This window comes from Bacillus sp. GB_SG_008 (assembly GCF_052038115.1).
Lineage (GTDB): Bacteria > Bacillota > Bacilli > Bacillales > Bacillaceae_G > Bacillus_A > Bacillus_A rhizoplanae.
Genome location: NZ_JBPZSK010000001.1, coordinates 111,712 through 125,903 on the forward strand (window position 1 = coordinate 111,712; position 14,192 = coordinate 125,903).

At 38.2% G+C, this 14,192-nt stretch carries 16 protein-coding genes; 15 read left to right on the top strand and 1 reads right to left on the bottom strand.

The genetic code is table 11. The annotated features are described in order from the left end of the window. Positions 1 to 64: 64 nt before the first annotated feature. The 6 genes from ACTDJC_RS00495 (at position 65) to ACTDJC_RS00520 (ending at position 6,826) form a co-directional block, all read left to right on the top strand. Positions 65 to 877, top strand: a complete 813-nt coding sequence (locus tag ACTDJC_RS00495; RefSeq protein WP_440602411.1) for a TrmB family transcriptional regulator — start codon at positions 65 to 67, stop codon at positions 875 to 877. Positions 878 to 938: 61 nt separating this feature from the next. Beyond that, positions 939 to 1,835, top strand: coding sequence for a DMT family transporter (locus ACTDJC_RS00500; protein ID WP_440602412.1), 897 nt, complete (start codon positions 939 to 941; stop codon positions 1,833 to 1,835). Between the two features lie 230 nt (positions 1,836 to 2,065). Further along, the gene (locus tag ACTDJC_RS00505; protein ID WP_440602413.1) at positions 2,066 to 3,622 is read left to right on the top strand and encodes a fatty acid--CoA ligase; all 1,557 of its coding nucleotides are present in this window, start codon (positions 2,066 to 2,068) and stop codon (positions 3,620 to 3,622) included. A gap of 12 nt (positions 3,623 to 3,634) precedes the next feature. Beyond that, positions 3,635 to 4,780 carry an acyl-CoA dehydrogenase family protein gene (locus ACTDJC_RS00510; RefSeq protein WP_440602414.1) on the top strand — a complete coding sequence of 382 codons (1,146 nt, stop codon included), beginning with the start codon at positions 3,635 to 3,637 and terminating at the stop codon, positions 4,778 to 4,780. A gap of 25 nt (positions 4,781 to 4,805) precedes the next feature. After that, positions 4,806 to 5,678 carry a 3-hydroxyacyl-CoA dehydrogenase family protein gene (locus ACTDJC_RS00515; RefSeq protein ID WP_440602415.1) on the top strand — a complete coding sequence of 291 codons (873 nt, stop codon included), beginning with the start codon at positions 4,806 to 4,808 and terminating at the stop codon, positions 5,676 to 5,678. After that, positions 5,675 to 6,826 carry a thiolase family protein gene (locus tag ACTDJC_RS00520; RefSeq protein WP_098306790.1) on the top strand — a complete coding sequence of 384 codons (1,152 nt, stop codon included), beginning with the start codon at positions 5,675 to 5,677 and terminating at the stop codon, positions 6,824 to 6,826. Before ACTDJC_RS00515 ends, ACTDJC_RS00520 begins: the two co-directional genes overlap by 4 nt. An 87-nt stretch (positions 6,827 to 6,913) precedes the next feature. Here ACTDJC_RS00520 and ACTDJC_RS00525 read toward each other — a convergent pair whose 3' ends face one another. After that, positions 6,914 to 7,225, bottom strand: coding sequence for a PepSY domain-containing protein (locus tag ACTDJC_RS00525; RefSeq protein ID WP_098306792.1), 312 nt, complete (start codon positions 7,223 to 7,225; stop codon positions 6,914 to 6,916). 143 nt (positions 7,226 to 7,368) lie between these two features. Between ACTDJC_RS00525 and ACTDJC_RS00530 the strand changes: the two genes are divergently transcribed. The 9 genes from ACTDJC_RS00530 (at position 7,369) to ACTDJC_RS00570 (ending at position 14,185) form a co-directional block, all read left to right on the top strand. Beyond that, the gene (locus tag ACTDJC_RS00530; RefSeq protein ID WP_098306794.1) at positions 7,369 to 8,442 is read left to right on the top strand and encodes a M42 family metallopeptidase; all 1,074 of its coding nucleotides are present in this window, start codon (positions 7,369 to 7,371) and stop codon (positions 8,440 to 8,442) included. A 50-nt stretch (positions 8,443 to 8,492) separates the two neighbouring features. Continuing rightward, a complete protein-coding gene (locus ACTDJC_RS00535) occupies positions 8,493 to 9,002 on the top strand; it encodes a DUF84 family protein (protein WP_440602416.1) in 510 nt (169 codons plus the stop codon). A gap of 283 nt (positions 9,003 to 9,285) precedes the next feature. Beyond that, the gene (locus ACTDJC_RS00540) at positions 9,286 to 9,600 is read left to right on the top strand and encodes a thioredoxin family protein (RefSeq protein WP_090918897.1); all 315 of its coding nucleotides are present in this window, start codon (positions 9,286 to 9,288) and stop codon (positions 9,598 to 9,600) included. Between the two features lie 84 nt (positions 9,601 to 9,684). Further along, a complete protein-coding gene (locus tag ACTDJC_RS00545) occupies positions 9,685 to 10,497 on the top strand; it encodes a DUF1444 domain-containing protein (protein WP_440602417.1) in 813 nt (270 codons plus the stop codon). After that, positions 10,494 to 11,108: a YtpR family tRNA-binding protein gene (gene ytpR / locus ACTDJC_RS00550; protein WP_440602418.1), complete on the top strand. Its 615-nt coding sequence runs from the start codon at positions 10,494 to 10,496 to the stop codon at positions 11,106 to 11,108. Before ACTDJC_RS00545 ends, ytpR begins: the two co-directional genes overlap by 4 nt. Positions 11,109 to 11,273: 165 nt before the next feature. Further along, a complete protein-coding gene (locus ACTDJC_RS00555) occupies positions 11,274 to 11,663 on the top strand; it encodes a DUF3139 domain-containing protein (RefSeq protein ID WP_440602419.1) in 390 nt (129 codons plus the stop codon). Positions 11,664 to 11,766: 103 nt separating this feature from the next. Beyond that, positions 11,767 to 12,048, top strand: coding sequence for a hypothetical protein (locus ACTDJC_RS00560; protein WP_440602767.1), 282 nt, complete (start codon positions 11,767 to 11,769; stop codon positions 12,046 to 12,048). A 152-nt stretch (positions 12,049 to 12,200) separates the two neighbouring features. Continuing rightward, complete coding sequence (locus tag ACTDJC_RS00565) at positions 12,201 to 13,058, top strand: N-acetylmuramoyl-L-alanine amidase family protein (RefSeq protein ID WP_440602420.1); 858 nt, start codon at positions 12,201 to 12,203, stop codon at positions 13,056 to 13,058. 269 nt (positions 13,059 to 13,327) lie between these two features. Next, positions 13,328 to 14,185, top strand: a complete 858-nt coding sequence (locus ACTDJC_RS00570) for a hypothetical protein (RefSeq protein WP_440602421.1) — start codon at positions 13,328 to 13,330, stop codon at positions 14,183 to 14,185. Positions 14,186 to 14,192: the final 7 nt, after the last annotated feature.

A 14,192-nucleotide genomic window follows, 5' to 3' on the forward strand; every position in this document is an offset into this window, starting at 1 on the left:
ATATAGACATTTAATCATGGATGTTTTATAGTAGTTAATACAATAACTACTATCAGGAGGGCTTATGGAAGAGAAAGCAATTATCGAATTGCAAAAACATGGATTCTCAAAATACGAGTGTAAGGCATATATAGGTTTATTGAAATCACCCGCCATCACTGGCTATGAATTAAGTAAGCGTTCTGGCGTCCCGCGCTCAATGATTTATGAGGTATTGGGAAAGCTGCTTGATAAAGGAGCGATTCAAACTGTTCCTTCTGATCCCATTGTCTATAAACCTGTTGAACCGAAACAGTTGCTCGCTCGTCTGAAAGAAGAGATGAATACATCATTAGAAGTGCTAGAATCGTCCCTCACAACGTTAGAAAGTGATCAGAAAGTGGACGTTGTGACTAGAATTGTTCAGTATGAACATATTGTTCAAGAAATGCTTTCGATGATTCGAGATGCAAACAAAGAACTCTGGTTATCCATTTGGTCTCCTATTGTGAAAGACATTGAAAAAGCTGTTCGAGAGAAAGAAGGAACGATCCCCATTTTTACAGTTTTGTTTGGAGCTGAAGATAAGACGCTGGGGCACACGTATCATCACAACTACATGGCACCAGACATTGTGAGTAAACGTATGGGCGGGTATTTAACGATTCTTATTCGAGATGAAGAAGAAGCTTTAATTGCTAAGTTTAGCGATAGGGGTTCAGAATGGGCTGTGAAGTCAACTGACCCAGCTCTCGTTTTGATTGCTACTGAATATATTAGGCACGACATTATGGTAGAAGAGATTACAACTGCATACGGTCCTGAAAAGCTAGAGGGGCTATGGAAGACGAGGGAAGATTTAATTCATGTCATGACAGGAAAAAACAGCTTAGTATAGAGCTGTTTTTTATCATAAAACAAGAGTCGTTATCATTATAACGACTTTGGAGGGGAATTAGATGTATGCAAAATTAAAGTTTGCCGTCTCGATGGCTCTATTTGGTTCCATCGGTCTATTTTCGATAAAAACGGGTCTTCCATCGATTGAATTGGTTTTTGTACGGTGTCTCTGTGCAAGTATGATGTTAGGAGCAATATGGGGATTTCGCACATTAACAACGAAACAGCAGCAGAACAATTCTATTCCGCGCCGGGAGTACTTACTTGCCTTACTATGCGGTGTGTTTCTTATCGTAAACTGGATCTTTTTCTTTCGGTCCATTGAAGTTATGCCCATTACTGTAGCGATATCGATTTATCATTTAGCACCTGTTATTGTGCTTTTATTAGGTTCTATGATTTTTAAAGAAAAAATAACAGGAACAGGTTTACTTTTTTTCTTTATTTGCTTTGTTGGCACATTATTAGTTGGAGGGATTCATCAACATACAACTGTTGCTGAATTTTTGTCCACAGGTGTTTTGTGGGCATTCGCGGCAGCATTTTTCTATGCGCTTACTTCCATCACGGGAAAGGGAATTCAAACACTTAGCCCGCTGTTAGCAACTTTCATGCAAACGAGCCTTGGTGTTGTAATGCTGATTCCATTCGTAGATTGGTCAAAGTTTATGCATCTTACCACTGAAAATTGGTTCTATATCCTTGTTACAGGATTTATTCATACAGGATTCGTATTTTATTTGTTTTTCAGTAGTTTGCGAGAATTAAAGGCTCAAACCATTGCTATTTTAGTCTTTATTGATCCGATTGTTGCAATCTTACTGGATGTTACTATTTTGAATTACCATCCTGATGTCTATCAGATTCTCGGAATTTTTCTAGTGTTTGTGGGGATTAGTTATTCTCCTAAAAAAGAAAGACGATTAGCGGAAGATAAAGTTGTTCGGTTAAACTAATAGTGTGGATTATTCTACTAATACGAATAGGTGTAGAAAAAGGAGAGCAAAGAATGCTCTCCTTTTTCTTTGGAAGTAGCTGTCCAACGATTTTGTTGTAACTATTTGTCGAAATGTTCGTTTCTAAAACATTCTGAAAATTGTTATAATAACCCCAAGCTAGTCCATTTTTTAAAAGAAGATAACGAAAAAATGAAAGCGTTTTAATGAATAAGGAGGGGAAATGTATCGTGTATATGACGATTGGGAAGCTGCTGGAATTAACGGTTGGAAGTTATCCGAATAAGGAAGCAATTGTTGAGCCGGAAAAACAGGTTCGCTGGACGTATGCAGAGTGGAACGAGCAGGTAAACAAACTTGCCCATGCACTTCAACAAAGCGGGATACGAAAGGGTGACCGCGTTTCGACATTTCTTTTTAATAGTAGTGCGCTGGCAACGACATGTTTTGCCTGTGCAAAAATTGGGGCTGTATTCAATCCAATTAATTTTCGGTTAAAGCCGCAAGAACTTGCTTATATATTAGAAGACGCTTCTCCTAAAATCGTACTTTTTGAACAGCAATTATCCTCCCAAGTACAAAGCATTCATACACAATTTCCTCACATTCAGTTTTGGTACATTGATCAAGATCAGCCAACGTTTTCTATTTCTTATGAAGAAAAAATATCAAGTGCCACGCCACATTTTGAAAAAATAGAAGTAAAAGAAGATGATATTTGTTCCATTATGTATACAAGCGGAACAACGGGTTATCCAAAAGGTGTGCTTCATCGTCACCGAGAGATTATTGATCAAAGCTTGATGGGCGTTGCCTATTTACATTACACGGAAAATAGCCGCGGCCTTGTAACAGCGCCGATGTTTCATTGCGCGGAGCTGCATTGCTGCTTTATTCCGAGAGTACATAGCGGTGCAACAAATATCATTCTTCATCACTTTGATGCAAAGCTTGTCTTAGAGACAGTTCAAAGTGAAAAGGTGACTGTTATGTTTGCGGCACCGACAATGTGGAATATGATACTGCAAGAAGATTTGTCACAGTATGATTTATCCTCACTTCAATACGGTTTATATGGAGCGGCGTCGATGGCACCTGCACTTGTGAAAGCTTGCGATGCAAAATTGAATGTTTCATTAGTACAAGCTTACGGAATGACAGAGATGGGACCAGCCGTTACGTTTTTACGTGAGCATGAGCAGCTTTCGAAAGTTGGTTCGGCAGGAAAGGCTGGGTATAATCATGAAATTCGCATTGTCCGTCCGAACGACGATGGACCGTCTGAACCGGATGATGTATTACTTCCATATGAAATTGGAGAAATTATTATAAGAGGTTCGTGTGTAATGGCAGGGTATTACAACAATAAAGAAGCGACAGAAAAGGCTTTATATAAAGGGTGGTATCATTCAGGCGATTTAGGGTATGTAGATAGCGATGGGTATTTATACGTTGCAGACCGCGTCGATGATATGGTCGTGAGCGGCGGTGAGAATATTTATCCGCGTGAAGTAGAGGATTTTTTGTATACGCATGACGGTGTTTTAGATGTTGCGGTGCTAGGAGAGAAGGATGAGTTATGGGGGCAGCGTGTCGTTGCGTATGTTGTTTCGAAGGACGGGTCTCTTACAGAAGAAATGTTAGATGAATATTGTAAACAGAGCGATAAACTCGCTGATTATAAACGCCCGCGCAAGTATGTATTTACCGAGCAGTTACCGAGAAATGCGAGCGGGAAAATTCAAAAGTTTATTATACGTAGTGAAGGAGCAGAGGTGAAAAAATAAGGAGAGAATACGATGAAGCATGCATATTTGGAGGAGGAGCATCACATTTTCCGTGATGCCTTCCGTAAATTTTTAGAAAAGGAAGCGTATCCGCACTATAACCAATGGGAGAAAGACGGCATTATTCCGCGTTCCTTATGGAAAAAGATGGGCCAAAATGGCTTTCTTTGTTCGATGGTAGAGGAGAAATACGGCGGAGCCGGCGCTGATTTTGGATATTCAGCTGTGATAAATGAAGAGTTAGAAAAGGTTGGTTCTAGTTTAGTAGGAATTAGTCTCCATAATGATATTGTCGTTCCTTATTTAACAGCATATGGAACAGAAGAACAAAAGAAACGTTGGCTTCCAAAATGTGTGAGCGGTGAATACATTACCGCAATTGCGATGACAGAGCCGGGAGCAGGTTCTGATTTAGCTAGTATTCGCACAACGGCGCGCAAAGAAGGGGATCATTATGTTGTAAACGGAGAAAAAACATTCATTACAAATGGTATTCATGCAGATTTAGTCGTTGTTGTTTGTAAGACGGATTCTACTGTAAAGCCAGCTCATAAAGGAATGAGTTTGCTTGTTTTAGAGAGAGGAATGGAAGGATTTAAAAGAGGGAAAAAATTAGAAAAGGTTGGATTACATAGCCAAGATACAGCAGAACTTATTTTTGAAGATGTGAAAGTTCCTGCCTCTAATTTGTTAGGAGAAGAAGGAAAAGGTTTTTATTATTTAATGGACAAATTGCAGCAAGAGCGCCTCGTTGTCGCGATTGCTGCCATAACTGCAGCAGAAGTGATGCTGCGTTTAACAAAGGAATATGTAAAAGGGCGAAAAGCATTCGGAAAGAGTATAAGTGATTTTCAAACTGTTCAATTCAGACTTGCAGAAATGTATACAGAAATTGAAATTGGCCGCACATTTATTGATGAATGTATTAGGGCACATATGCATGGGGAAAACATCGTTACCAAAGTATCGATGGCAAAGTGGTGGGTAACAGACCTTGCGAAGAAAGTAGCGGCAGAGTGCATGCAACTACACGGCGGGTATGGATACATGGAAGAATACGAGATTGCAAGGCGGTACCGCGATATTCCAGTAAGTGCGATCTATGCCGGAACAAACGAAATTATGAAAAGTATTATCGCGAAAAGTATGGGATTGTAATGAAAGAGGAATGGGAGGAGAAAAGATGATTCAAAATATTGCAGTAATTGGTGCCGGAATTATGGGAAGCGGTATTGTCCAAGCATTAGCGATGGGCGGAAAGTGTGTGAAAATGTATGATGTATCGGAAGAAAGTTTACAAAAGGCATATAAGGGGATTACCACAAGTTTGGATCGCTTTGTGAAAGCCGGGCGTATGAACGAAGAAGAGAAAGAGCAGATTCTAGCTAATATTGTTTCTACGATTACGTTAGAGGAAACATGTAAAGATGTAGAACTTGTTATTGAAGCTGCACCTGAAAATTTGCAGTTGAAAAAAGAGATTTTTAAACAGCTAGATAGCTATGCTTCTCAGGCTACTATTCTTGCAACAAATACATCTGAATTAAGTGTAACGGCGATTGCAAGCGCGACAAACCGCTCTGAGAAAGTGGTGGGGATGCATTGGTTTAATCCAGCACCTGTTATGAAACTCATTGAAATTGTGAAAGGGGTTGATACAGAGGAACATACAATACAAGCAGTGAAAGAATTAGCAGAAGAGATTGGAAAAGAAACAGTTGTTGTGAAAGATGTGCAAGGATTTGTCACTTCAAGAGCAATTGCGGTGCATTTGTTAGAGTGTATGCGTATGTACGAAGAAGGAGTAGGTAGTAAAGAGGAAATTGATAAAGCAATTAAACTTGGCTTGAATTATCCAATGGGTCCATTTGAGTTAGCAGATTATGTTGGATTAGATACGATGTTATTTGCAAGTCAAGGCTTAAGCGAAGCGTTTGGTGATAGATTCCGCGCTCCGCAAACACTTGTAAAACTTGTAGAGGCAGGACATCTTGGCCGGAAAACGGGAAAAGGGTTCTATGATTATCAAAAAGGGAAAGTGGGAGAGAAAATATGAATCGAGAAGTCGTTATTGTTGAAGCGGTACGTACTCCAGTTGGAAAAAGAAACGGTGCTTTTCGTGAACTTCATCCAGTACAACTTGGAGCAGTTGCACTGAATGAAGTAACAAAACGTGCAAATATCGAAAAAGGAATCGTAGAAGATATTGTAATGGGATGTGTAACGCCGATTGCGGAGCAAGGCTTTAATATTGGTAGACTTGCCGCGCTAGAAGCGAACTTTCCGATTACAGTTCCTGCCGTAACGATTAACCGTCTTTGCGGTTCGGGACAACAAGCGATCCATTTTGCGGCGCAAGAAATTAAATCTGGTGATATGGATATTACCATTGCTGCTGGTGTTGAGCATATGACGAAAGTGCCAATTTTAAGCGATGGCAATGCAAATACAATTCCGAGTAGTCTTCATGCAAAATATGAAATTGTACATCAAGGTGTATCAGCAGAAATGATTGCTGAAAAATATGGAATTACAAGAGAGCAACTAGATAGCTATGCCTTTGAAAGTCATCAACGCGCACTACATGCGATAGAAGCAGGTCATTTTAAGCGAGAAATTGTACCTGTAAATGGAATAGATAAGGAAGGAAATGCAATACTAGTTACAAATGATGAAGGGCCGCGGGCGAATACTTCTCCTGAAGCACTAGCAAATTTAAAGGCTGTGTTCAAGGAGAACGGATCGATTACAGCAGGAAATGCAAGTCAAATTAGTGACGGAGCAGCAGCGATTCTTTTAATGGACAGTGAAAAAGCGAAAGAGCTAGGATATAAAGCACGCGCGCGAATTGTGAATCAAGTTGTTGTTGGCTCAGATCCTACAATGGGACTTACTGGAGTTATTCCAGCAACGAAAAAAGTACTGCAAAAATCAAACTTAACGATTCATGATATGGACTTAGTAGAAATTAATGAAGCATTCGCTTCCGTTGTTCTTGCATGGCAAAAAGAAATGGAAGCAGATTTACATAAGGTAAATGTCAATGGCGGTGCTATTGCATTAGGGCATCCGCTTGGAGCAACAGGTGTGAAATTGATGACTTCCCTTCTTCATGAACTGGAAAGAAGAAATGGAAGATACGGGTTGCTTACGATTTGTATTGGACACGGGATGTCAACGGCAACAATTATTGAAAGAATATAACAGTAAATTTAAGTCATATATTGTCGGCTCGCCGATATATTGATGTGATAATTAAAAGGGTGCAGAAATGAATCTGCACCCTTTTGATTAAGCAACTTTTACTTCTAAAATTGTACCTGTTTTTGCATCTACTAAAAATTCAAATCGTTCTTGTACATCGTGTAATAACGTTGTAATACCACCGCGGTATACATCATAAGTAACATCATATTTTTCAAACGTCTCTGGGACCATATGGACCCAAGAACCTGTAATTTCACCTTTATGACTTAATGCTTGTTTCACCATTTTTAATGCTTTTTCAGAAGAAATGTGTGCTTGTTCTTGTACTTTATTTGCAACAACATATCCAGCCGCAAATCCTATACCAACACCAGCTAGTAAGCTTTTCCAATTCATATATTCACCTCTATTCTATAAAAAGTTCATCTTCATAATTATAAATCAATTTACATGAAAAAAGAAGAAACTAGAAAGATTTCGAAAATTTCGTTACAATAAAAAGAGTGATTCTATTATTGGATTGAAGGAAGGATAACGTGATGAATAAAGAGACAATGGAGCTATTTCGTACGTTAACAGAGCTGCAAGGAGCTTCTGGATTTGAGCATGATGTGCGTCGTTTTATGAAGCAAGAACTAAGCAAATACTCAGATGAGATTGTACAAGATCGTTTAGGAAGTATCTTCGGCTTAAAAAAGGGTGACGAAAATGGACCGCGCGTTCTTGTAGCTGGTCATATGGATGAAGTTGGCTTTATGGTAACGCAAATTACGAAAAACGGAATGGTCCGTTTTCAAACATTAGGTGGCTGGTGGAGTCAAGTGTTACTAGCGCAGCGCGTACAAATTATGACAGACAATGGACCAATTATCGGTGTAGTAGGTTCTGTTCCTCCTCATTTATTAAGTGACGAACAACGCGCGAGACCAATGGATATAAAAAATATGTTAATTGATATCGGTGCAGATAGCCCAGAGGAAGCACATGAAATTGGCGTGAAACCTGGTCAACAAATTGTGCCAATTTGTCCGTTTACACCAATGGCAAATCCAAAGAAAATTATGGCGAAGGCTTGGGATAACCGTTATGGCTGCGGCCTTGCGATTGAATTGTTAAAAGAGTTAAAAGATGAAAAATTACCAAACACGCTATATTCCGGTGCAACTGTACAAGAAGAAGTCGGTCTTCGCGGTGCACAAACAGCAGCGAATATGATTCAGCCAGATATTTTTTATGCGTTAGATGCAGGCCCAGCAAACGATGCATCAGGAGATAAAACACAGTTTGGTCAAATCGGAAAAGGTGCTGTGCTTCGTCTGTATGATCGTTCTATGGTGACGCACCGTGGAATTCGTGAGTTTATTTTAGATACAGCAGAAACGCATAACATTCCGTATCAATACTTCGTATCACAAGGTGGTACAGATGCAGGACGTGTACACACAAGTAACTCTGGTGTACCATCAGCTGTTATTGGTGTATGTGCTCGTTACATTCATACACATGCGTCAATTTTACATATCGATGACTACGCAGCTGCGAAAGAATTGTTGATTCATTTAGTAAAAGCAACAGATAAAACAACATTTGAAACAATTAAACAAAATGTTTAATATGGAAAAGGCCAAATGCGGCCTTTTCTTTTTAAGTAGGAGGTTTAACAGTGAAAGTAGCAGTCGGATCAAAAAATAAAACAAAAGTAAATGCTGTTCAGCAAGTGTTACCAGATGCTGAAATGATTTCATTGTCTGTACCATCTCATGTGTCAGTGCAGCCGTTTTCTGATGAAGAAACGCTGCAAGGAGCAAGTAACCGGGCAAAATTAGCACTAGCAGAAGGAAAAGCAGATATTGGAGTTGGTTTAGAAGGCGGTGTGATGCATACAGAACACGGCTTGTTTATGTGTAACTGGGGTGCTTTAGCAACGAAAGAAGGCAAGCTATTTACCGCAGGCGGAGCACGTATAAAACTGCCAGATGAGTTTATTCAACCTCTTGAAGAAGGAAAAGAATTAAGTGAAGTAATGGAAGACTATACAAAGCGGCATGACATTCGCAGCCATGAAGGAGCAATCGGCATTTTTACAAACAATTATGTAGATCGAACGGATTTGTTTGTGCATGTTGTGAAGCTATTAGTTGGACAATATATGTATGACAGAAACGAAGCATAAACCTTGCACCGTACTTCATGTATGGTAGTATATAAATACAAATTAAAAAAACGACCTAAAAACCCTCTTTCTTTTTAGATGAGCGAGAGCATCTGGCCATGCATAGAAGCGGTCAGGGCCTTTTCCTGCCACGTGCAAGGGTTAAAACAAAGGTAGAAAGCGAGTGCAGGTCATGTTTTGATCTGCATGGCAGCGATTTATATGTTGATAAATCAAAATGGATTTATATATAAAGTAAGATTAAATTAGTAAATACATACTTCTTTTTAGGGAGGAATTATAGATGAAATCATTAGAAAGCATGGAGCAATTTCAAGAATTGAAAAACGAGGAGAAAGTGATCTTTTTATTCTCAGCAGACTGGTGCCCGGATTGCCGTTTTATCGATCCATTTATGCCGGAAGTAGAAGAAAAATATAGCGAGTTCTCTTTCTATTATGTAGACCGTGATGAATATATCGATCTATGCATCAAATTAGACGTATTTGGTATTCCAAGCTTTGTCGCTTACAATAAGGGAGAAGAAATTGGTCGTTACGTAAACAAAGATCGTAAAACACAAGAGCAAATTGAAGAGTTTATTGAAGGGTTAAAGTAAGACGTTTCCAGCCAATTACAATGCGAAAAACAACCTCTGTCTTCACATGTGGAGGTTGTTTTTTTCGGAAGGGAGGTACATCATATGAAAATGACGAGTAAAAAGATAAAAGACGAGCTTATGAAGCGTCTTGAAAGAGCAGAGTGGAATTTTCAGTACGATAGTGAAAAGGAGACACTTCGCATTGAGCAGACAGATACGAAAAAGGGAATTACTGTTTCTCTTCCAGGTATCGTAGCGAAGTGGGAGGTAAAGAAAGAGAAGGCAATTGACGAAGTTGTATATTACGTAGAAGAAGCGCTCGTTGCGATGCATAAAGAAGTAAAAAGTACGGCGAAAATTTTGCCTGTTATTCGTTCGACGTCCTTTCCGAAAGAAGCGGAAGAAGGAAATCCGTTTGTCATGACAGAGCATACAGCAGAAACGCGTATTTACTATGCATTAGATTCAGATAAAACATATCGCCTTATTGATCAGCGTTTGCTGCAAAAACTTGGGATGACAGAAGAACAAGTACGTGAAATGGCATTGTTCAACGTTCGTTCTTTAAGTGCTGATTTTAAGCGAGATGAAGTCGCTGGAAATACGTTTTATTTCTTAAATACAAATGATGGGTATGATGCGAGTCGTATTTTAAACGATTCATTATTACGAGAGATGCGTAAACAAATTTCAGGTGATATGGTTGTTGCAGTTCCACATCAAGATGTATTAATTGTTGCTGATATCGTGAACAAAATCGGTTATGATATTATTGCACAAATGACAATGAAGTTTTTTGCAGAAGGTCATGTTCCGATTACATCACTTTCATTCGTATATGAAGATGGTAATTTCGAACCAATCTTTATTTTGGCGAAAAATCGGAAGGAACGAAGTGAAAAAGAGAAAGGATGAACAAAGTGAACGTTTTTTATAACCTTGAAGGTATTGGGGATACATTAATTGTTGCCCTGCAAGATATTACATTAGAAAACCGTACATTTGAACGTAAAGGAGATGTAGCACGCGTTTTCGATCGTGAAAGCAATGTAACAGCAGGCTTCAACATTTTTAATGCTTCTTCTTATATGGAAGTAACAGAAACAGGAAATCTTACATTAACGAAAGAGCTTGTGGAAAAGATCAATGAAATTTTAGCGAAGAACGATTTTACAGAAAAAGTAGAAGCAGATCTTTCACCAAAATTTGTTGTTGGTTACGTAGCAGAAAAAGAAAAGCATCCAAATGCGGATAAATTAAATGTATGTAAAGTGGAAGTTGATACAGAAACATTACAAATCGTATGCGGTGCGCCAAACGTTGACGCAGGTCAAAAAGTAGTTGTTGCGAAAATCGGTGCGGTAATGCCAAGCGGTATGTTAATTAAACCAGCAGAGCTTCGCGGTATCCCATCTTCAGGTATGATTTGCTCAGCACGTGAATTAGAGCTTCCAGATGCTCCGCAAGAAAAAGGAATTCTTGTACTTGAAGATAGCTATGAAGTTGGACAAGAGTTTAAATTTTAAGTATATGGCCCGTTAGAGCGGGATGAAAAATAGTCTCATTGTTAATGAGGCTATTTTTTTATGGGTATATATTTTCTTCGTAAAGAATTTCATTAAAAAAGGAATATACATATCCTCTGTATAATATTATAAAGTGTAAAATTACACTTTAAGGGTAGGGGTTGCATGAAAAAAATAATTGTCATATCACTTCTTAGTATCGTTGCTGCTATCGCTGTTTTGTTTTACGTTGCTTTTAACGGTAATCCTATTAGTAAATATGTAATGGAGAGAGATACAAGGTTGTATTTAGAAAAGAAGGGATATAAAAAAGATGAGATTCTTTCTATAGAATCAACATATAACATGAAACGGAATACTGATCGTATTGAAGGAACCATTGCGAAGGTTGTATTTAAGGATGAGCAGAACGTAACATATATATACGTTAAGCATCGGAAAGACAATCGTATTTTACAACACTGTGAATATTATAATCACGATACAGGAACATGGGAGGTTGAATTTAATTCTAAACGTAAGCATATGGAGAGAACTTGTATAAAAATGTATTGAAGTGGTCCGGCAGACGGATTTTTTTTATGTATGAGTTTTTTTAAAAATTACTAAATAATATATAATAATGAATATATTACAACTTTTTACAAAAGGCGGTGTTGTGATGAAAGTAAACAAGATAGGAACGGTTATATCTATTTTAATACCCATATTATTAACTTTGCTTATTATTAATTTTGTATATAAGATTATCCCAACTACCTTTCAAGGACTCACTATTTTCTTACCTTTATTTTTTTGTCCAATCGGAATTATTTTAGCATTTATTTCTTTTAAAGCAGACAAAAATGGATGGTCAAAAATTGGATTAATATTAAATACTGTACTCTTTTTTACGCCTTTTATCTGGATGATAGGGGGAACTGTTCTCTTTGGAGTATGATTGGGTATGAGCCGAATCTTGGTGATCGTAGATATCCAAAACTTGAATGTATATGCTGCAGAGCGCGCGTGGTATGGGTTTTTGTATTGCGAATTATATAGATGAAATTATGGGGAAAATAAAAGATTGTTTCAATAGATAAGGAGGATAGTATGAAGTACATAAGGATTGCTTCTGTAATCATGATAGCTATATTCTCTATGATAGGGTGCACAAAGGAGACTGTAAAAACATCACCTAAGAAAGAAGCTGAACAATCTCCTCAGGAAGGAAGAGAAGTAGATGAAACGCATTCATCTACTCCTGTCCAAAACAATGAAACGAAAGAGCAGCAAGTGAAAGAAGAGCCTGCACTGGCACCTGTACCAGAGAAACCAAAATTTATTGTGTGTATTGATCCTGGTCATCAGCGAAAAGCAAACCTAGAGTTAGAGCCGATTGGTCCAGGTGCAACGACACAAAAATATAAAGTAACAGATGGAACAACAGGTGTTGTGACGAAAAAAAGAGAATACGAATTGAATTTAGAAGCCTCTTTTCTGTTAAAAGAGATGTTAGAAGCAAAAGGCATTGAAGTGGTCATGACAAGAACAACACATGATGTGAACATGAGTAATAAAGAAAGAGCGGCAATCGCCAATGAACATCATGCGAATTTATTTTTGCGAATTCATGCAGATGGTTCGGAAAATGAAGCGCAAAAAGGCTTTGCAGTGTTAACGCCGTCAAAAGAAAATACTTTTACAAAAAACATTTATCAAGAGAGTTTAACGGCTTCTGAGTTCATTGTGAATAAAGTGAAGGAAAACAGTAACGTACAAGTAAACGGAATTAAATTTCGTGATGATTTGTCTGGATTTAATTGGGCGGAAGTACCGGGAGTTTTATTAGAATTAGGATTTATGTCTAACCCAGAAGAAGACCAAAAACTATCAGACGTAAATTATTTACGTTCTTTACTGCAAAGTGTGGCAGATAGTGTTGAAAGTTACCGAGTAAGTAAAGGATAAAGTGAAACTTCCATCAGTGACGTTTTTCTCACTGATGGTTAGTTGAACCAATCGGGCTTTTACGGGCAGTTATCTTCCAAGCTTTTCTCCATCCTTTACTGCCCGTTAATGCGGGATAAACTTTTTTCGATCCATATCACATAAAAGCGTTTTCATGTTGTAATCTTTTTCATTTTTCTGTAAATAATTTGAAATTAATTTCATCTGCACTTTTTGCCGAATGCTGATACAATAAAGGGTGTTACTATTTAGTAGAAAGAGTGGTAAGCATGCTAGATTGGATGAAAAAGTTTTTTAAAAAAGAGGAAGAAAATGAAGCGACAGCATTGAGAGAAATAGAGACTCCTGTAGAGAAAAAGGTTACTTCGCACACTCCTCGTGTAAACTACTACTCTAATAAACGAGAAGATGAGCTGCAAGTGTCTAAGCCGCATGCGAGCAGGAATTTTCGTTTTCCATTAATTCCTGACGGAGGATTTGAGGAGAACACAATGAAATCGCCTCGTATAGAGGAGCGTGCTATACAAGAAATACCAATTCGAGAAAGACGCCAATCAAGACGAGTAGAAGAAATACAAAAAGAGACACAGATTGAACCGATTATTCAAGAGGTAACGGAAGCAAAGCCTACTTCTGTAGAAGAAAGTCACCGAAGACCGTTTCGTCCAACAGAAATAGTTTCTCCGATTTTTGGGTATAAACGCCCGGAAGTAGTGGGACAAGAACATACTGAAAGTAAGAAACAACAACGAGAAGATATTGAGATATCAATAGAAGGAAAAGCAGTTGTTGATGTATGGTTTGAGAAGAATGGCTATGCGTTTTATGATTCATCACAAGATGTTCTACCAGAACAAAATCAAGTAGAGTCTACACGAATTGAAGCGGAAGTTAAGAAGTCTGTTGTTGATACATGGTTAGAGAAAAATGAAGCAGAACTTACATCTGTGCAAAATGATGCAACATTCCATGAAACGGTGCTACATAATCGTGATGCAGTTGCGGCTCAAGGTGAAAATGAATTACATGAACCTATTGCTGTAGAGTCAGAATTTGAAATGAAAGAAGAAGTTGAGAGAATAGAAGAGTCTGTTATGCAAGACAAGCAGAAGCGCCTGAGGAAATAGAAGTAGT